The sequence below is a fragment of the Siminovitchia sediminis genome (assembly GCF_042680885.1).
GTDB lineage: Bacteria > Bacillota > Bacilli > Bacillales > Bacillaceae_C > Siminovitchia > Siminovitchia sediminis.
Genome location: NZ_JBHUEO010000013.1, coordinates 1 through 18,351, shown reverse-complemented (window position 1 = coordinate 18,351; position 18,351 = coordinate 1). Strand labels below are relative to the sequence as shown.

Sequence of the window (18,351 nt, the reverse complement as noted above, 5' to 3'; positions counted from 1 at the left end):
AAGGTTAGAATTTTATACAAAATGGGGGGATTTTGTTGAAAGCGATTGTACATGAAGGTGCAGCAGGCATAGATGGTTTGTCCGTACGCGAGATGGAAATAGGAGAACCGGGTCCCGGAGAAGTACGAATTAAATTAAAAACAGCCGGTTTAAATCACAGGGATCTATTTGTGGTCAACGAACGCCATAAGCCTACAGACCCGCCCTTGATTGTTGGATCCGATGGAGCAGGGATTGTGGATGCAGTCGGTGAAGGTGTTACTCATGTTAGGGCAGGAGACGAAGTCGTAATTAACCCGGGATTAGGATGGAAAGAAAATAGTGACGCTCCTCCTGAAGGTTTCGATATTGTGGGACTTCCAGGCCATGGAACATTCGCCGAATATATTGTTTTGCCCGCCGAAAATGCTGTGGCACGACCTAAGCATTTAATGTGGGAAGAAGCAGGCGTATTTGGCCTAGCTGCATTGACGGGTTATCGCGCTCTTTTCACAAGAGGTAAGATCCAGGCCGGACAAACTGTACTCCTTCCCGGAGTTGGAAGCGGCGTGATCACTTTTATTTTACAATTTGCCAAAGCAGCCGGCGCTACAGTCTATGTGACTTCGCGGTCCGAGGAAAAGCGGCGGAGAGCCCTTGAATTGGGCGCAGATAAAGCAATTGACAGCAATGGCGACTGGGATGAACAATTAGGCGGCGAAAAAGTAGACTTGGTGATTGAATCAGTCGGCGCAGCCACTTTCAATAAATCTCTTCATCAGCTTCGTCCCGGCGGTACGATTGTCACTTTCGGCGCTTCGGCCGGCGATGAAGTTCAAATCGATATCCGCAGCTTCTTCTATGGCCAATTCAATTTGCTTGGCTCCACGATGGGAAGTGCTGAAGAATTTAAAGACGTCATAGAATTTATGGAAAAACATCAGATCAAACCGGAAATTGAAGCAATTTTTCCGATGAGCAAGTATGAAATTGCCTTCAATCGTCTGGAGGAAGCAGAGCAGTTTGGAAAAGTTGGTTTCTTAATAGATTAATGAAGAAGGACGGGCCTGGTGCTCCGTCCTTTACTTATGCCCAATAGTGGATAACTTTGTGGATAATGTGATTTATTTCCACTTCTTATCACTTAAAATGTGAATCATTTATTATTAAAAAATCCCATAAACTTGTAGCATCTGTGGACAATGATGACGGTGATCCCTCTTTTCCACAATTTGTGGGCAAGGATGATCCATAACTGTGGATGATTGGATCATCTTACATGCGGCTATCCCCAAAACTCCATTTTTCCTTTTAAAAAAAAACCCCCGCTCGTGCGAGGGTCCCTCATTCTCTTTTCGGTAAATTCCGGGGCGTGACCACAGGCATCTGTTGAAAAAACTTTATTTACCTGCAATGCCCGGGTTTGTCATTTCAAATGGATCCAGTATGTTGTCCAGCTGTTCTTCTGTAAGGATTCCGAGTTCGAGACACAGTTCTCTGACGGAACGCCCGGTTTGAAGGGCCTCTCTGGCGATGGCAGCGGCAGCTTCGTACCCGATATGCGGATTCACTGCTGTGATTATACCAACGCTCGATTCTACATAGTGTTTCATCTTGTCCTCATTCGCTGTAATCCCGGATACACAGTATTCTGTAAATACTTTAAAACCGTTGGTCATGACGGTGATGGAATCCAGCAAGTTATACACAAGTACAGGTCCCATGACATTCAATTCAAATTGTCCCGCTTCAGAAGCAAGGCTGATCGTCTGGTCATTTCCAATGACTTGAAATGCCACCTGATTAATCAGCTCAGCCATCACCGGATTCACTTTTCCGGGCATGATCGACGAGCCCGGCTGTCTTGCCGGAAGGTTGATTTCTGCCAGACCTGCTTTTGGTCCCGAAGCCATAAATCTCAGATCGTTCGCAATTTTGGACATGTTCGTCATGCAAATCTTCAAGGCCGCCGACACTTCTGTATAGGCATCGGTATTTTGCGTGGCATCCACGAGGTTTTCCGCTGCTTTCACCGGCAGGCCGCTGATCTCCCGCAAATAGTCCACAGCCAGCTCAATATATTTTGGATCCGCGTTCAATCCGGTCCCTACGGCTGTTGCTCCCAAGTTTACTTCGTACAGTCCCTCTTTAGATCTTCTGATACGCTTGATATCCCTTTCAATGACGCGGCTGTACGCACCGAACTCCTGGCCAAGCCGGATGGGAACCGCGTCCTGCAGGTGGGTTCTCCCCATTTTAATTACATGATCAAATTCCTTTTGCTTCTCTTGAAAAACAGCCTTCATGTCCTCCATGACTTCCAGCAGTCCATCCAGCACATGTAAAACCGCCACATGAATGGCAGTCGGAACGGTATCATTCGTTGATTGCGCCATATTCACATGAGTGTTCGGACTGATGGTTGCATAGTCCCCTTTTGGTTTACCGAGTAATTCAAGAGCCCGGTTTGCGATTACTTCATTGGCATTCATATTCATAGATGTGCCAGCGCCGCCCTGGATAGGATCTACGATAAATTGGTCATGCATCTTCCCTTCAATCACTTCCTGGGCTGCTTCCACAATCACCTGTCCGATTTCTCCGGGAAGCATGCCTATTTCGGTGTTGGCTAAAGCGGCCGCTTTTTTTACAATGGCCAGCGCTTTAATTAAATCTTTGTGAAGTTTATTACCTGTAATAGGGAAATTCTCAACGGCCCGGATCGTTTGAATCCCGTAGTAAGCATTGACAGGCACTTCTTTTGATCCCAAAAAATCCTTCTCCACTCGCGTTTCCATGACTGATGCTCTCATTCTTTGCGCCTCCAGTTATGATTCGTCTTTATTTTATATAAGACTGCCCGGACTCAAGTTCAAGCCCGGGCGATATTGACAATATAGTTACATCATACAATGTTCCATACCTTTTGAAAACAACCTATTACAAAATCTATTTTTTAACAGACGATTAAGCTTGTTCTTTAAACAGCTCCTTTTCCCTCCATTTCCCAAAGCGGTAATAAGCATAGGCTAACAGACTGCTGATGACAAAACTGGAAGCAATCCCAACACCGATTCCTTTTTCCCCCAGCCATTTGGCAAAAAGGGCAGTAAGGGGAAATCTCAGCACCCAGAAAGACGCAATATTCAATAGGAGTACCTGGAACATGGCGCCCGCAGCCCGGACAACACCATTCCATACAAAATTCAGCCCCAGAAACGGATAGAAGAAGGCAATGATTTTTACATATTCCGTTCCAAATGCCACTGCCCCCTCGTCGGAAATGAACATCCGGATTCCCCATTTGGCAAAAAGAAAGATAATGACGGCTGCCAGCAGCATGGCCGCCAAGTTTAGCAGCAGCGCATACGTTGTAATTTTCTTAACACGGTCCCATTGCTTGATGGCAATGTTTTGCCCTGCCATACTATTGACTGCCGTTCCCAATGCGTGTGCCGGCAACATAATTATGCTGTCCAGCCGTTGCGCCGCACCGTATCCCGCCACAGCATCGGGTCCAAATGAAGTAACCACACTCATAATGGCGGCCATTCCTGCAGAAATCACCATCATTTGCATTCCGGAAGGAATCCCTTGTTTTAAAATAATGGAGACTTCCTCTTTCTTTGGAAGCTTGGGCAGGGTAAACGGAATCTGCCTGTAGCGGATGCTGACAATCAGACCGTAGAAGAATGCTGTCCCTTGAGCCGTGACCGTCGCATATGCGGCCCCATCAATGCCCCAGTCAAATACATGAATGAACAGCGGGTCCAGTACTGCATTTAAAATAACAGCCATTAAAACAAAGCGGACAGGCGTCCTGCTGTTGCCCAGCGCCCGGAACACAGTAGAAATAAAGTTATAGCCAAATAGAAATAAAATTCCCAGAAAATTAATCTGCAAATAACGGACCGCGTCCGCAATCATTGACGGAGGTGTCCCCAGGAACTGTAAAATATCTATTGCAAAAATAAATCCTGCTGCACCCAGGGCAATGGCCATGCCGCTTAAAATCACAACAAAGGCGTTGACAAAGCTCCTTAGACTGGCATCATCGTCTTTTCCTTTCAGTTGGGAAAGAATGGTCAGCGTGGCATTATTGACTCCGATAATAAATGATAACACCGTAAAAATAACCGTACTGGATACCGCCACTGCACCCAGCGCATTGGCACCCAGCAAATTCCCGACCCAGAGGCTGTCCACGAATTGATAAGACGTTTGAAGAAGATTCGTCACTAAAATAGGCAGCGAAAAAGCAAGAAGCTGCTTCCCGATCGGGCCGGTTGTAAAATCCTGCTGTTTCATTGTTCCGATATCCTTTCCAGAAAGTCCTCCCTTCATTATATATGCAGTATGCAGGGAAAAGCATGATTTTCGTTTGAGAGTTTGGATTCAAACGTATGGTTAGCTTGTCTTACAGATTGTCAAGTTACGAAAAAACGCAATTTTATCCGTTTTTGCCGGCTAATCAAACAATTGATTAAAAGGAGCGGATTGGGTAGCAGTATTGTAGTTAAGCAAATGTTTAAAGATTGACATGAACGGGCAGCTGCGGAAAATAAATAGCTTTATACCAAGGATGGCAATCGAAACCATCAGGAATCCGTGTCTAAACATACATCATTTGGGCGCCCCCATGAAGACTGAAATACAATATAGTCCGTTCATTCGTTTAGACCCCATCATCATGACGAACGAAAAAACATACATTCCATTCATTCTGGTTCTTTGCATCTCTCAAGGCGACCAATACAACATGATGCGCGTTCATTCGGGCTCTTTGAGCCTCATCCCCCCATGGAGACCAAAAACCATACAGTTCATTTGCTTTCTTTGATCCTCCATGAAGACCGAAATACAATACAGTCCGTTCAATCGGGCTCTTTAAGCCTCCCAAGACGACCAATACAACATAAAACCAGAAAGTGGGCAGTCATGAACAACTCTACACAACCAATCAATAGATCATGCTCGTCATTCGAAGCGATGAACACTTCATAGAGACGGAGTAACAGTAAATCCTGACATTCAGGCTCCTTGAATTTCTAAAAAGTCCGAAAGACGTGCAAATGCTCCTATAATTTTAAAACCGTGCTTTACACTCTCTTTCCTGCTAAATCCTCTTAATCAAACGTTTGATTGAAAAATTTCCCGCTCCACTAATCCATTAGGAACAAGATTACATCAAGTTCTGCCTGTCTAATCAAACGTTTGATACATCCTCCCAATAAAAAAAGCCCGGCATAACCGCCGGGTTTCCGTTCTATGATTTGGAAAGTACAGAATACAGCTCCGCTCTCCGATTAGCCACGTAGTTCATTTTAGGATCAAGCCCTTGGTTGACAGGCATTTCCGCTGTTTTTACACCCTCATGGTCTTTCATTTCCAAAAGGATGTCCCCAGTAGCATCGATAATCATACTGTCACCGCAAAAATCTAAATCTCCTTCTACCCCAAGGCGGTTACAGATGATCACCGGGATTTCATTTTCCATGGCCCGAGCGCGGGAATACAGATGGTGATGCAGTTCATATGGATGCATGTTTGCGTTGACGATCACGATGAAATCCGCTCCCTGCAATTTGAGTGCACGGGCAATTTCCGGAAATTCTACATCAAAGCAGATCATCATTCCAATTTTACCCAAAGGTGTATCAATGACTTTAAAATCGGACCCTTGTGAAAAATATTTTTTCTCCTCATCAAACAAATGTGTTTTCCGATAAATGCCCAGTATCTCACCGTTGTCATCAATCAGGGCAGAGGAAATATAGTATTGGCCATTTTCCCCCTTTTCCGGATAACTAACCGCCGTGTATAGCCCATGCTCCAAGCTTAACTTTCTGATCTCAGTCATGCCCGGGCCCTCTTCGGTTTCAGCCAGCTGTTCTAATTGCGGACCAACGGAATAACCAGATAAAAACAATTCGGGGAACACGATCAGATCCGCCTGATCTTTCTTCGCCTGGATCATGGCATCCGAAATCAGTTGAAGGTTATGCTGTATGTCCCCTAACTTCGGTGTTAATTGTGCTACAGAAACTTTAATCGTTTTCACGATCATCCCTCCTCACTTCATAATTATGCAAGTTTCATGCCATCAAAAAAGCTTCTCCGTATTTTTATTGAACCCTTCTGCTTCATATACAGCTGTACGGCGATTATGAAGGTAATCCAGCACTTCCTTTTCGGGGTTCGTATGGGATAAATCAATAGGAATGACAGGAACCTCCTCATTATTTGTCCCTTTGTATACTTCTCTGCCGTCAGGATGGACGACCTGGCTTTCTCCAAAGAAAATATTTTCATTGTCCAGCCCAACCATATTCGCCAATGCTGTATATACATGGTTTTCCAATGCCCGCGCCTTGATAAAAGTATCCTGAAAGTGCTGGTAAGGCACCATATTCGCTGCCAAAACCAGCAAAAGCTGCGCTCCCTTGATCGACAGAAGCCTCGCTGATTCAGGAAATTCCATATCATACGTAACCAGCAGACCGATGTCCCCTTCCGGAAGTGAAAATACAGGGAATGAATCCCCTGGAGCAAACCAGTCCTTTTCACGGTGATACAAATGAACTTTTCGGTATTTCCCGATAATGTCCCCATCTTTCCCGATGAACAAGGCAGTATTATACATGGCATCGCCATCCAGTTCCGGAAAACCGACAATTGCTCCTACATGGCATTCCCCGGCTTTTTTTCTGATCTTCTGTATACTTGGTCCATCTGCAGGTTCAGCCAGCTGCGGCAGTTGTTGATCCATGACGTAACCGGTTAGATACAGCTCGGGAAACAGAACATAATCCGCTCCTTTATCGCTTGCCTCTTCCAGGCTTTGGAGAATACGCAACAGGTTCGTCTCTTTGTTCCCCAATTCACATCTCAGCTGCGCCAGGGCAATGTGGATGGTGCTCATGGTTTCAACCTCTCTTCCTCCCGATACTGCTTCACTTTCTTTGCAATAGTGGACTGGTCCACCTGTAAAACTTCCGCCGCTTTATAGGTGGTTCCATATCGTTCATATGCACGTAATATCAGGTCTTTTTCCAGTTTCCTTTTGGCTTCTTTAAGCGGGGGAAGCTGTTCTGCCGCTTCGAATGGCGGGTGATCTTCGCTTTGTCCCAATTCCTCAGACTGCGTTACAACCATCCGCTCAATGGTATTCTCTAATTCCCGGATATTTCCTCGCCAAGGGTCTTCCAACAGACGGGCTTTTGCCTGTGAAGACAAAGAGAATTGCCGCCCATATTGCTTGTTGAATTTCTGAACAAAATGCTCGGCCAGTGGAATAATCTCCTCTCTGCGTTCCCTGAGTGGCGGGATGGTGAGCGGAACAACATGAAGACGATAATACAAGTCTTCACGGAAGGTCTTATCCAGAACCATTTGCTGCAAATCCTTATTCGTCGCCGCGATAATCCGGATATCCACCTTTATGCTTTTCGTACCGCCTACTTTCCGAAACGTGTGTTCCTGCAATACTTCCAACAGCTTGGACTGCACAGAAAAAGGCAGTTCTGCTATTTCGTCTAAAAACAGAATACCACCATCAGCTGATTCTATCAGCCCTTTCTTCCCTTTGCTTCTCCCTCCGGTAAAAGCACCCGGTTCATAGCCAAATAATTCAGATTCAATTAGGCTGTCAGGGATTGCACCGCAATTCACAGTAATGAACGGCTGCTTAGAGCGGGAGCTCACTTCATGAATATAACGGGCAAGCCTTGTTTTTCCCACTCCGGTTTCACCTAATAACAGCACTGTGGAATCCACTTCTGAGATCCGATGAATAATATCAATGATTTTTTTCATTGATTCGGATTTAGCCGGTATTTGCCCTAATGTTCCTGGAGCAAGCATTCCGTCTTCCCCCTGAAAACCTGCCGTTAACCGAGTAATAATAATGAAATAGGAAATTTTCTTACTTGTTTCAGGAAAATCTAATGTAAAAAAGGATACCCAGTCTCCTGAACGGAGTCTTGATACATGAGTTCCCTTGGCCAAAGAGGGAGCACCGTCCTCCAAAACACGATCCCAGTCAATCTGATAGAGGTGAACTCCTGTCTGAAGAGACAGTGAAGAGCCTAATACCTTCTCCATATCTCCATCGATACGCACAATTTGGTGTTCCTTGTTCATAAAAATGACGGCGTACTCCAACATGGTTTAACCTCCTTTACAAGGGAAATAATACAATGATAAATATCATTATTAATGAATAAATTCATTATATTTCATTTACCTTGTGTTATGCAAGCGCTTTTGATGATTCCTATTTTATTTTAATGAAAAAAATCATTAAAATAATTGTATCATACTGCACTTCCCTTTATTTCAGCCGGAAATTACTTTGGCATGATTATTGCAATAGAATAATATACAAGCTTAATGATGAAAGGATGTACAAATTGGAACAGAGCTCTCAGTCTTTAAAACGTACTTTAACCCTTTGGCCAGTCGTGCTCTTCGGCCTTGCCTATATGACGCCGATGATTGTATTCGGTATCTACGGTGTACTAGCTGATGAAACCGGAGGTGTAGTAGCAACCGCCTATCTCGTAGCCATGGTGGCCATGCTGTTCACCGCATACAGTTACGGACAGATGGTAAAGGCCTACCCAATTTCTGGTTCCGCTTATACTTTTACACGGAAATCTATTAATCCACACTTGGGTTTTATGGTTGGTTGGGCAGTCATACTCGATTATGTCTTTTTGCCAATGGTTATTTGGCTGATTGGAAGCGTTTATTTACATGCTGCTTTTCCGGCTATTGACACATGGGTTTGGATTTTGGCCTTTATTATCATCACTTCAGCCATTAACATTATAGGAATACGTGTAACAACGACGATCAACTTTATTATGATGCTTTTTCAGTTTTTGGTGATCGGCCTATTCATTATTTTATCGGTTGTCAGTTTGTCCCAAGGTGAAGGCATGGGCACATTTTTCACAGCAACGCCTTTCTTCAACGAGGATATGGCATTTTCGCTTGTCTTGGCAGGAGCTTCCATTGCCTGTTACTCTTTCTTGGGATTTGATGCAGTCACTACTCTTTCCGAGGAAACGGTCAGTCCCGAAAAAACATTGCCACGGGCAATCTTTCTCATTGCTTTGATAGGCGGAGCAATTTTTGTTATCGTTTCCTACTTTGTATATTTAATATTTCCTGATCATACTCAATTTGAAAATTATGACACTGCCGGATTGGAAATTGCCCAGTTTATTGGAGGCAATCTGTTCAGCGCTATATTCCTTGCCGGAATGATTACAGCCCAATTTGCATCAGGGCTTTCCGCTCAGGCGAGCGCATCTCGTCTTCTCTTTGCAATGGGAAGGGATAATGTCCTGCCAAGGAAATTATTCGGACTTTTACACCGTTCATTCCGTACACCCATCGGCAATATCATTGTCATTGGGATGATTGGTTTAATTGCCTTGGCAATGAATGTATCCACATCGACTTCTTTTATTAACTTTGGAGCATTTATCACCTTTACGTTTGTTAACCTGTCAGTGATCGGCCATTATTATGTGAGAGGGAAAAAACGGCACGGGAAGGATCTGATTCTCTACTTGGTGCTGCCTCTCATTGGAACAGCCTTAAATGTCTGGCTGTTTACCAACTTGGATATCCACGCGTTAACGCTCGGTTCCATCTGGGCTGCCATCGGGTTTATTTACCTTCTGATCATGACAAAGGGATTTAAGAAAGAGCCTCCTGAGATGAAGTTTGAAGAAGCCGATTAATAGAAACAAAGGCTGTTTGAAAAACCACCGGTTTTTCAGGCAGCTTTTTATTTTTTTAACAAAAAGTTGCGTGAGGTCAAATTTATTGTTGACGACAAACTTTATCTTGCATATGATTTAATTATGCGGTAGGTAAACTATATTTGCCTAAGGCAACTTTTGCTGCCAAAGGAATGTTTATAAATCAACAATCCATTTTTTGAAAGGAGACTATTGATGAAAAAATTATTGATGTGGCTGGCTGTTTTATGGACTTTCTCTGTCATAACTGCCTGCTCGGGAGCAGCAACTGACTCAGGGGCTCAAACGGATGAAGGAAAAAAAATCAAGGTGACATCTACTACATCTCAAGTCGGTGATATTGTCAATCATGTCGGCGGAGAATACGTGGAAGCTGACAGTCTGATGGGACCGGGAACGGATCCTCACCTATACCAGGCCACTCAACAGGATATCGGGAAATTAAGCGAGGCCGACCTTATTTTTTACAATGGTCTTCACCTGGAAGGTAAGATGGGAGAGATCCTAGAAAAGATGCAAGACCAAAAGCCGGTCCGTGCAGTGTCCGATGCTGTTCCGGAAGAGAAACTGATTAAAGAGGGCAAAGATGCATATGACCCGCATATTTGGTTTGACGCCGGGCTTTGGCAATATGCCGTTGATGAAGTGGTTGAAGGGTTAAGTGAAGTCGATCCGGAACATGCCGATCAGTACGCCGCCAACGGCGACAGCTACAAAAATGAATTGGCGGAAGTGGATGAGTGGGCCAAGGAGATGCTCGCAGACATTCCGGAACAAAGCCGGGTATTAGTCACTGCCCATGATGCGTTTCATTATTTCGGCAATGCCTATGACATAGAGGTCAAAGGACTGCAAGGATTAAGCACCGACTCTGAATATGGCATTAAAGATGTTCAGAACATTGTCAATCTGCTCGTGGAGCGTGAAATTAAGGCTGTGTTTGTGGAAAGTTCTATTTCCGAAAGATCCATCAATGCTGTTGTGGAAGGGGCCAAAGAAAAAGGCCACGATGTGGTGATCGGAGGAGAATTGTATTCTGATGCCATGGGAGAAGAAGGAACTGAAGAGGGAACGTATATTGGCATGTTTAAACATAATATCCGGACGATTCAACAGTCCTTAAAATAAGGAGGTACCAATGAATGGAACCGCTGAGAGTTGAAAATATCACAGTTGCCTATCATAAAAAACCGGTTCTTATCGAAGTAAGCTTTGCAGTGCCGGAAGGCAAACTCATCAGTATCATCGGTCCGAATGGTGCGGGAAAATCCACACTGATTAAATCAATTCTCGGGCTTGTACCAAAAGCGAGCGGACATGTGGAAATCTACGGAAAACCTTATTCAAAACAGCGGAAATTAATCGGGTATGTTCCTCAGCGCGGAGAAGTTGACTGGGATTTCCCCACGAACGCGCTGGACGTTGTTTTAATGGGAAGATACGGGCATGTAGGATGGATAAAAAGGCCTTCGAAAAAAGATATTGCCTATGCCGAAGAATGCCTGGAAAAAGTCGGCATGTCTGCCTATGCCGGACGGCAAATCAGACAATTGTCCGGCGGTCAGCAGCAGCGGGTATTTCTGGCCCGTGCCCTTGCACAGGATGCCACTGTTTACTTCATGGATGAACCATTTGCCGGTGTAGATGCTGCTACCGAAAAAGCGATTATTTCCATTTTGAACGAGTTAAAAAACCAGGGAAAAACAGTCCTTGTGGTCCATCATGATTTACAGACAGTGACGGAGTATTTTGATTGGACATTGCTCCTTAATAAGCGCCTGTTGGAAGCAGGCCCGACCCAAGAGGTTTTCACCGTCGAAAACTTGCAAAAAACGTACGGAAGCCGACTGGCTTTTTTGGAAAAAGGCACGGCTTCCATCAACCAATCTTAAAACAGGAGGGACGCCCCATGGCACAAGAATGGTTCGCCTTGCTGACAGACGCCAATACCCGGTGGGTACTGTTTGGCACAATGCTGCTGGGAATTACAAGCGGTGTTCTCGGCAGTTTTGCACTGCTAAGAAAGCAAAGCCTGATCGGAGACGCCATGGCACATGCGGCATTGCCCGGCGTCTGTATAGCTTTTATTTTGCATGGAGAAAAATCCATGCCGCTGTTCTTGGCCGGCGCAGCCTTGGCCGGATTATTGGCTGCATATTTCATACAACTGATTTCCAAACAGTCAAGAATAAAAGAAGATACGGCGATCGGCCTTACGCTGTCCGTATTTTTCGGTTTTGGCATTGTCTTGCTGACACGTATCACGCAGGCTCCCGGAGGCAATAAAAGCGGCTTAAATGACTTTATTTTTGGAAAGGCAGCGGCTCTCGTAGGCAGTGATGTTCAATTCATTACAGGTACAGGGGCGGTTTTACTTCTTATCACATTGTTATTTTTTAAGGAGTTTAAGTTACTCAGCTTTGATCCGCAATTTGCTCAAGGGATTGGCATGCCGGTCAAGTGGATGAATGGTCTTCTTATGGTTCTGATCGTCGGCGCTGTCGTGATCGGCATTCAGGCCGTTGGTGTAGTTCTTATGTCAGCTATGCTTATCACCCCTGCCATCGCAGCCAGATACTGGACTGACCGTCTCAGCCATATGATCTTCATTTCAGGTGCAGTGGGAGGGTTCTCCGGTGTCTGCGGAACCTTGCTCAGCACACAGGCCGAAAAATTGGCTACAGGTCCGATCATTGTAGTAGCAGAGACGATGATTTTTCTATTCTCACTGTTATTGGCTCCGAGAAGAGGCCTCCTGGCCAAAATGCTGCACCATATTCAAGTCCAAAAAGAAACGGCAAAAAAAGCCGTATTAATATCATTGTATGAGCTGTACGAAGAGACGAACAGCTGCGATGTTCCTTTGGATAAACTAATGAAGCGCAGGCCGTTCGGAACCGTTTTTTTCCAATGGGCTATGAAACAACTGAAGCGGGAGCTGCTGATCAAACAACATGAAAAAGGATCCGTGATTCTGACAGAGGGCGGGCTCAAATCAGCCTATCAGCATACATTGAATCAGCGCTTATATGAAGTGTATTTAATGCATGAACGTGAATTTGCCCTTCCGGACATGGAAGATAAGCAGTTTGATATGGAGAAAATATCCCCTCAGTTAAAAGAGAAACTGCAAGAAAAACTTAGGCAATACGGACGTGAACCCTTATATATGTATCGTACCCAACGTATAAAAGAAAGGAACGTTGCAAATGAGTTATGAAGCGTGGATCATTTTAACCGGCTCATTGGTTGGCATTACATGCGGAATTACCGGTTGCTTCCTCATATTGCGGAAAATGGCCATGCTCGCAGACGCCATCAGTCATACCGTTTTGCTGGGCATTGTGCTGGCTTTTCTTATCAGTCAGTCGATAAACGGGGTGTATATGCTGATCGGGGCAACGATTGTCGGATTGCTGACAGCCTTCTTTGTTCAGCTTTTGCACTCTAGCGGCGTACAATCCGATGCAGCCATTGGGGTAGTATTTACCGCCCTCTTTGCAGTCGGGGTCATTCTGATCTCCATGTTTGCCGGAAACGTTCACTTGGATGTGAATCACGCTCTCATGGGCGACATCACGTTTATCCCGTGGGATACGGTGACTTGGAACGGAATAAATATGGGTCCCAAAGCAGTCTGGATGCTGGGATTCGTATTGTCTCTCAATCTCTTGCTCATTACTTTATTTTATAAAGAATTTAAAATTTCTTCATTTGACCCGCAGATGGCAGCTGCCATCGGGATTCCGGTCCTCCTCATTCATTATTTGATGATGGGGATGGTTTCCCTTACAACCGTGGCTTCCTTTGACAGTGTGGGGGTCATTTTGGTCGTGGCCATGCTCATTGTACCCGGTGCAACAGCTTATTTGCTGACGGATAAACTGCACGTCATGCTGTGGCTCAGTGCACTGATCGGCGCTCTAAGTGCTGTGATCGGTTACTTTGGTGCCGTGGCATTTAATGTATCTATTGCCGGGGCCATGGCCGTAACAGCCGGAGGGATTTTTGCCCTTGTCTTCCTTTTTTCACCTGTTCATGGCCTTCTGTCGAAGTGTTTGGCCAAAAGGAAAGTACAGTCGTCCGGTGGTTAAAAACAGTACGAAGAGCATCTACATTTGAATGGTTTTTTCGGGGATAGGCGGCTGCGGGGGAACATACGGATGTCTGACGGCCGGATGTATTCCTATTGACTACAGGCTATGATATTTGAGGAAAGAAGCCAGGTTTTATCACGCCTGGCTCGCTTTCCGGGCTTATCATGCATCATGCCGCCCACTGGGATACATTCAAAATAGACAAAACAACCAGCCAAAATCATTTTACAAAATAAGACTTGGAGGGATGCGTTCCCTTTTAACGAGGTTGTTCTACCTTCGGGAACGAATAACGATAGATCAATCGGGGTTCTCCTAATTTCGGGAACGATGATCGACGATACGTTACCTTTCAACGCCAACTTTTCCTCACCTGGAACGATAACACCAGTACACCTTTCATTTTACCTTCTCCTAAAAACCTTCCATAAACATTCAATTCCTGAGCGAACGAATTCCTGCTGATCCAGTACTTCACAGTAATTTAAGTAACGACATAAAAAGCTCCCCTTGATGAGGCCTCATACATGACCTGCAGGGGAGTGTTGTTTCCAGGTTTAATTTCCTTCTTTCATAATTACGCCGCAAACGATCCGATCCCCGGCGTTTCCAGCAGGATCGGTCACATAATCATCGGCTCCGGCATGAATGACAAGGGCACTGCCGTCTTTGTCCAATAACGAATTCGGTTTCCCACGCTCCAATGTTACATCCGCTGTTCTAATCACCGTATCAATCGTTCCTTCAGATGATATTTCAATATTAGGCAAATCTCCTGCATGGTATCCTTTTGGATTGTGAAATCCATGCTCCTTTGCCGCAGGGTTAAAATGGCTGCCGGCTGATTGAAAATCAGGCGGCTCACATTTTCCTGTTTCGTGAATATGTATGGCCTTTTTCCCCGGCTCTAGTCCTTCCGCTTTCACATGAATAGCGATGCCCCTCGGGGTTTCTGACAGCTCCGCCTCACCCACTTTTTTCCCTTCAGTATTGATTAATTGTATATTCATGGGTTTTTCAGCACTCACTGGCGCCGCTTCATCTTGTTTTTCCGGATCAGCCGATTCTTGATTTCCACTGCACGCGCCTAACCATAACAGTAACAGCACTGCAGGTACGATCATTTTTCTCAACATCAGATGCCTCCTTTTTGAAAAAGTTATTAACTGTATGGGCGGTCCGCTCCAGATTTATACTCCCATCCGTCAGCCAAGCGGCTAACTTTACTTATGTTCTTGGGTTCGTTAAGATAAAATCAATATTGGGTTGTTTTCGGAATCCCGTAAGGAGTTGGTCAAATGAAGGATACATGGGGGTTATTGCACTCAGGCCACGATGACGCTGCGGTCAATATGGCGATGGATGAAGCATTGTTGAACTGGCACAGTGAAGGGAAAATCCCTCCTGTTTTACGCTTTTACGGCTGGTCCACGCCAACCCTTTCCGTCGGCCATTTTCAAAAAGTAGACCGTACGATCGATATGGACGGTGTCAAGCGGCATGGCTGCCAGTTTGTTCGCCGCCAAACAGGCGGAAGCGCCGTGTTACATGACGATGAATTAACATACAGTGTGATTGTTTCAGAAGACAAGCCGTACATATCCCAGTCTGTCCGGGAAGCCTATTACGAATTATCCAAGGGGATTATGGAAGGGTTTAACCAATTGGGTATTCAGGCAGACTACTCGATTCCAAAAGAGCGCTTTGTAGAACGGACCGCCGTCTGTTTTGAAAGGCCGTCTGATTATGAAATGCTTGTGGATGGAAAAAAAATTTCAGGCCATGCCCAAACTCGGAAAAAAGGTGTTCTGCTGCAGCACGGGTCTCTTCCATTCACCATAGATCAACAAATGCTGTTTGATCTATTTCGGTTCTCTGATGAAGAGACAAGGGAAAGAAAACGTTCGGTTTTTTCCAATAAAGCGATCAGCATCAACGAAGCTGCCGGCCGCCCTGTTACCTATGACATGGCTGTAAAAGCTTTTCAAACCGGCTTCGAAAAAGCTTTGAACCTGGAACTTGTTCCGTTTGAACTGACCAAAGAGCAATGGGCCGAGGTACAGGAACTGGCAGAATCAAAATACCGGTCTGATGATTGGAATATAAATTATCGAAAGAGAGTGTTGGCTCATGGCAAAAAATGAAGAATACGTTAGAAAGCCAGATTGGTTAAAAATCAAGATCAATACGAATGAGTCCTATACAGGCCTGAAAAAGCTGATGCGGGAAAAAAGCTTAAACACGGTCTGTGAAGAAGCGAGATGCCCGAATATTCACGAATGCTGGAGTGAACGAAAAACAGCGACATTCATGATTTTAGGTGATACGTGTACAAGGGGCTGCCGCTTTTGCGCGGTAAAAACGGGCCTTCCCACTGAATTGGATTGGGGAGAGCCTGCACGCGTAGCAGAATCTGTCAAAATTATGGGACTGCAGCATGTGGTTGTTACGGCTGTAGCCCGTGATGACCTGAAAGACGGCGGTGCAGCAGTTTTCGCAGAAACCGTGCGAAGAATCCGGGAAGTGAATCCGGGCTGTACGATCGAAATCCTTCCGTCTGACATGAAAGGTGACTACGAAAGCCTGTCCACCTTAATGTCCAGTGCTCCTGATATTTTTAACCATAATATCGAAACCGTCCGGCGCTTAACCCGCCGTGTCCGTGCACGGGCCATGTATGACCGGTCTCTCACATTGTTAAAACGCGTAAAAGAAATTTCACCTAAAACTCCAACCAAATCAAGCATTATGGTCGGTCTTGGAGAAACAAAAGAAGAAATTTTGGAAACTATGGATGACCTGCTTGCACATGACGTGGACATCATGACCATTGGCCAGTATCTGCAGCCGACGAAAAAACATTTGAAGGTAGAACGTTATTACCACCCGGACGAATTTGCAGAGCTCAAAGACATTGCATTATCCAAAGGATTCAGTCACTGTGAAGCGGGACCGCTCGTTCGCTCATCTTACCACGCCGACGAGCAGGTCAATGCCGCTTCTGCCCAAAGAAGAATCAAATATATGAAGGGCTATGAAGAGCAGGAAAACAAAGAGGCAGATTTTACCTTTTAAACATACGAGAGCCCGACACCCTTATATATTCAACTGGCTCTTACAGCCAAAAAAAACTCCTTCTAGGAAAAAGCCGCATCCCTTTAAACGGGTGCGGTTTTTTTTGGGGGTTATGATTAAGATCCGACGGATATACCCCCAAAAATTCTTATGAAGTCACAGCTTTCTTAAACGTACTCATTCTTTTCATCGTTTCATTTGGCTTAAATCCATATTTTTCATAAAATGTGTGGGCATCTTTTGTGGCCAGGCTCATATTCGTTTCTCGAATATCAGGGTGATTTAAAATACAGTCCAGGAGCCACTGCCCCAAGCCATGTCCCCTGTATGGAACATCAATGACAAAATCTAACAGCCAGGAGAAAACAACTGTGTCAGTAATCACCCGTGCATATCCGATTTGTCTTCCATCCGTGTATAACCCAAAGGAAACCGAATGTTCGATACTTTTTTCAATCGTCTCCCTCGGCCTGTCGGCTGCCCAATATGTTTCCCAAAGAAGACGGCACACCATGTCCAAATCTAAACGGCTGCGTTCGTCACTAATTGTAAATTGATCTTTTGTCCATTCCATCGCTGGGTCCCCCTTCTTTGAAACTAGCTGTCTATTGAATGTTGTCCGCTCAGGCTGAGGGCATTTTCCATTCTCGTGCAAGCATTCCATAAACGATATGATCTACAAAATGATCATACAGCCATTCGGCCTCACGGATGCGGCCCTCCATCACAAAACCAAGACGCTCCGGAATGGAACGGCTTCTGTAATTTTCCACTGCCGCCCTAATTTCTATCCTGTTTAATTTTAATTCTGTAAAGCCGTAATGGACAAGTGCTCTGACGGAACGCATCATGATCCCTTTACCTGTATAATGCTGATCCAGCCAATAGCCGACGGATCCCGAGCGGTTGCTCCAGTCAAAATCATTGAAGCCGGCAATGCCCACAACCTTTTCTTTATAAACCACAGCTGTATTCATGCTTTTATGCTGGGTAAAGCTGGTCCGGCTCTCTGTAATATAACGTCTCGTGTCATGGACGCTATTTATATCATCCAGCCAGGGAAGCCATGCGCGCAAATACTTCCTTGACCGGTCTGTCAATTCAAAAAGCCGGGCGGCATCATTTTGGTCAACCAGCTTTAAATAAATCTCCTTATCTACTACTTGGACAAACATACCGGTTCCCCCCCTGATCTTTTCAAAAACGTATGCACAGATACAGGGAATATCCATGTGATTTTATGATATACGAGACGGCATATTCAGACAAAACATCTGATTTTTTTATAAACAAAAAAGATGGGGCTGTCTAAATAGCCCCTAAAATAAATCAGGAGGAGAAAACCGAATCGTTTTTCTCCTCCTGATTTTGCATTTGTGGGCTTTTTTCCTAAAAGCAGCTGGCGGATGCCCGCCACTTTCAGG

Annotated in this window: 16 protein-coding genes; 8 read left to right on the top strand and 8 right to left on the bottom strand. The window is 45.0% G+C overall.

The genetic code is table 11. The features are described from left to right. Nucleotides 1–35 precede the first annotated feature (35 nt). Complete coding sequence (locus tag ACFSCZ_RS06525) at nucleotides 36–1,031, top strand: zinc-binding dehydrogenase (protein ID WP_380773014.1); 996 nt, start codon at nucleotides 36–38, stop codon at nucleotides 1,029–1,031. 348 nt (nucleotides 1,032–1,379) lie between these two features. Here ACFSCZ_RS06525 and aspA read toward each other — a convergent pair whose 3' ends face one another. The 5 genes from aspA to ACFSCZ_RS06500 all read right to left on the bottom strand — a co-directional run bounded on the left by aspA (nucleotide 1,380) and on the right by ACFSCZ_RS06500 (nucleotide 8,145). Continuing rightward, on the bottom strand, nucleotides 1,380–2,792 hold the full coding sequence (gene aspA / locus ACFSCZ_RS06520; protein ID WP_380773013.1) for an aspartate ammonia-lyase: 1,413 nt from the start codon (nucleotides 2,790–2,792) through the stop codon (nucleotides 1,380–1,382). A 154-nt stretch (nucleotides 2,793–2,946) separates the two neighbouring features. After that, the gene (locus ACFSCZ_RS06515) at nucleotides 2,947–4,287 is read right to left on the bottom strand and encodes an MATE family efflux transporter (protein WP_380773012.1); all 1,341 of its coding nucleotides are present in this window, start codon (nucleotides 4,285–4,287) and stop codon (nucleotides 2,947–2,949) included. 958 nt (nucleotides 4,288–5,245) lie between these two features. Continuing rightward, nucleotides 5,246–6,040: a carbon-nitrogen hydrolase family protein gene (locus ACFSCZ_RS06510; RefSeq protein WP_380773011.1), complete on the bottom strand. Its 795-nt coding sequence runs from the start codon at nucleotides 6,038–6,040 to the stop codon at nucleotides 5,246–5,248. A gap of 42 nt (nucleotides 6,041–6,082) precedes the next feature. Further along, nucleotides 6,083–6,901, bottom strand: coding sequence for a carbon-nitrogen hydrolase family protein (locus ACFSCZ_RS06505; RefSeq protein ID WP_380773010.1), 819 nt, complete (start codon nucleotides 6,899–6,901; stop codon nucleotides 6,083–6,085). Then, the gene (locus ACFSCZ_RS06500; RefSeq protein ID WP_380773008.1) at nucleotides 6,898–8,145 is read right to left on the bottom strand and encodes a sigma-54 interaction domain-containing protein; all 1,248 of its coding nucleotides are present in this window, start codon (nucleotides 8,143–8,145) and stop codon (nucleotides 6,898–6,900) included. The genes ACFSCZ_RS06505 and ACFSCZ_RS06500 overlap by 4 nt, the downstream gene beginning before the upstream one ends. 245 nt (nucleotides 8,146–8,390) lie before the next feature. Between ACFSCZ_RS06500 and ACFSCZ_RS06495 the strand changes: the two genes are divergently transcribed. The 5 genes from ACFSCZ_RS06495 (at nucleotide 8,391) to ACFSCZ_RS06475 (ending at nucleotide 13,849) form a co-directional block, all read left to right on the top strand. Beyond that, the gene (locus tag ACFSCZ_RS06495; RefSeq protein WP_380773007.1) at nucleotides 8,391–9,734 is read left to right on the top strand and encodes an APC family permease; all 1,344 of its coding nucleotides are present in this window, start codon (nucleotides 8,391–8,393) and stop codon (nucleotides 9,732–9,734) included. A gap of 216 nt (nucleotides 9,735–9,950) precedes the next feature. Further along, a complete protein-coding gene (locus ACFSCZ_RS06490) occupies nucleotides 9,951–10,883 on the top strand; it encodes a metal ABC transporter solute-binding protein, Zn/Mn family (protein WP_380773006.1) in 933 nt (310 codons plus the stop codon). 14 nt (nucleotides 10,884–10,897) lie between these two features. Further along, complete coding sequence (locus tag ACFSCZ_RS06485) at nucleotides 10,898–11,647, top strand: metal ABC transporter ATP-binding protein (protein WP_380773005.1); 750 nt, start codon at nucleotides 10,898–10,900, stop codon at nucleotides 11,645–11,647. A 17-nt stretch (nucleotides 11,648–11,664) separates the two neighbouring features. Beyond that, entirely contained in the window at nucleotides 11,665–12,975 is a 1,311-nt protein-coding gene (locus ACFSCZ_RS06480; RefSeq protein WP_380773004.1) for a metal ABC transporter permease, read from the top strand. Next, on the top strand, nucleotides 12,965–13,849 hold the full coding sequence (locus ACFSCZ_RS06475) for a metal ABC transporter permease (RefSeq protein ID WP_380773003.1): 885 nt from the start codon (nucleotides 12,965–12,967) through the stop codon (nucleotides 13,847–13,849). The genes ACFSCZ_RS06480 and ACFSCZ_RS06475 overlap by 11 nt, the downstream gene beginning before the upstream one ends. Before the next feature lie 560 nt (nucleotides 13,850–14,409). On the opposite strand, the gene ACFSCZ_RS06470 is transcribed toward ACFSCZ_RS06475, so the two are convergent. Continuing rightward, entirely contained in the window at nucleotides 14,410–14,988 is a 579-nt protein-coding gene (locus ACFSCZ_RS06470) for a superoxide dismutase family protein (RefSeq protein WP_380773002.1), read from the bottom strand. Nucleotides 14,989–15,150: 162 nt separating this feature from the next. Here ACFSCZ_RS06470 and ACFSCZ_RS06465 point away from each other — a divergent pair, with 162 nt between their 5' ends. Both ACFSCZ_RS06465 and lipA read left to right on the top strand, forming a co-directional pair. Further along, nucleotides 15,151–15,996, top strand: a complete 846-nt coding sequence (locus tag ACFSCZ_RS06465) for a lipoate--protein ligase family protein (RefSeq protein WP_380773001.1) — start codon at nucleotides 15,151–15,153, stop codon at nucleotides 15,994–15,996. Further along, entirely contained in the window at nucleotides 15,983–16,927 is a 945-nt protein-coding gene (gene lipA, locus ACFSCZ_RS06460) for a lipoyl synthase (RefSeq protein WP_380773000.1), read from the top strand. The genes ACFSCZ_RS06465 and lipA overlap by 14 nt, the downstream gene beginning before the upstream one ends. Before the next feature lie 148 nt (nucleotides 16,928–17,075). Here the strand turns inward: lipA and ACFSCZ_RS06455 are convergent, their stop codons facing one another. Together ACFSCZ_RS06455 and ACFSCZ_RS06450 are read right to left on the bottom strand one after the other, a co-directional pair. Further along, complete coding sequence (locus ACFSCZ_RS06455; protein ID WP_380772999.1) at nucleotides 17,076–17,501, bottom strand: GNAT family N-acetyltransferase; 426 nt, start codon at nucleotides 17,499–17,501, stop codon at nucleotides 17,076–17,078. A 49-nt stretch (nucleotides 17,502–17,550) separates the two neighbouring features. Beyond that, nucleotides 17,551–18,102: a GNAT family N-acetyltransferase gene (locus ACFSCZ_RS06450; protein WP_380772997.1), complete on the bottom strand. Its 552-nt coding sequence runs from the start codon at nucleotides 18,100–18,102 to the stop codon at nucleotides 17,551–17,553. Nucleotides 18,103–18,351: the final 249 nt, after the last annotated feature.

Excerpts from the sequence above, each read along its gene's own strand:
- ACFSCZ_RS06485 (WP_380773005.1), top strand. The coding sequence starts at position 10,898 with ATGGAACCGCTGAGAGTTGAAAATATCACAGTTGCCTATCATAAAAAA.
- ACFSCZ_RS06450 (WP_380772997.1), bottom strand. The coding sequence starts at position 18,102 with ATGTTTGTCCAAGTAGTAGATAAGGAGATTTATTTAAAGCTGGTTGAC.
- ACFSCZ_RS06490 (WP_380773006.1), top strand. The coding sequence starts at position 9,951 with ATGAAAAAATTATTGATGTGGCTGGCTGTTTTATGGACTTTCTCTGTC.
- aspA (WP_380773013.1), bottom strand. The coding sequence starts at position 2,792 with ATGAGAGCATCAGTCATGGAAACGCGAGTGGAGAAGGATTTTTTGGGA.
- ACFSCZ_RS06470 (WP_380773002.1), bottom strand. The coding sequence starts at position 14,988 with ATGTTGAGAAAAATGATCGTACCTGCAGTGCTGTTACTGTTATGGTTA.
- ACFSCZ_RS06455 (WP_380772999.1), bottom strand. The coding sequence starts at position 17,501 with ATGGAATGGACAAAAGATCAATTTACAATTAGTGACGAACGCAGCCGT.
- ACFSCZ_RS06500 (WP_380773008.1), bottom strand. The coding sequence starts at position 8,145 with ATGTTGGAGTACGCCGTCATTTTTATGAACAAGGAACACCAAATTGTG.
- ACFSCZ_RS06475 (WP_380773003.1), top strand. The coding sequence starts at position 12,965 with ATGAGTTATGAAGCGTGGATCATTTTAACCGGCTCATTGGTTGGCATT.
- ACFSCZ_RS06515 (WP_380773012.1), bottom strand. The coding sequence starts at position 4,287 with ATGAAACAGCAGGATTTTACAACCGGCCCGATCGGGAAGCAGCTTCTT.
- ACFSCZ_RS06505 (WP_380773010.1), bottom strand. The coding sequence starts at position 6,901 with ATGAGCACCATCCACATTGCCCTGGCGCAGCTGAGATGTGAATTGGGG.
- lipA (WP_380773000.1), top strand. The coding sequence starts at position 15,983 with ATGGCAAAAAATGAAGAATACGTTAGAAAGCCAGATTGGTTAAAAATC.
- ACFSCZ_RS06465 (WP_380773001.1), top strand. The coding sequence starts at position 15,151 with ATGAAGGATACATGGGGGTTATTGCACTCAGGCCACGATGACGCTGCG.
- ACFSCZ_RS06480 (WP_380773004.1), top strand. The coding sequence starts at position 11,665 with ATGGCACAAGAATGGTTCGCCTTGCTGACAGACGCCAATACCCGGTGG.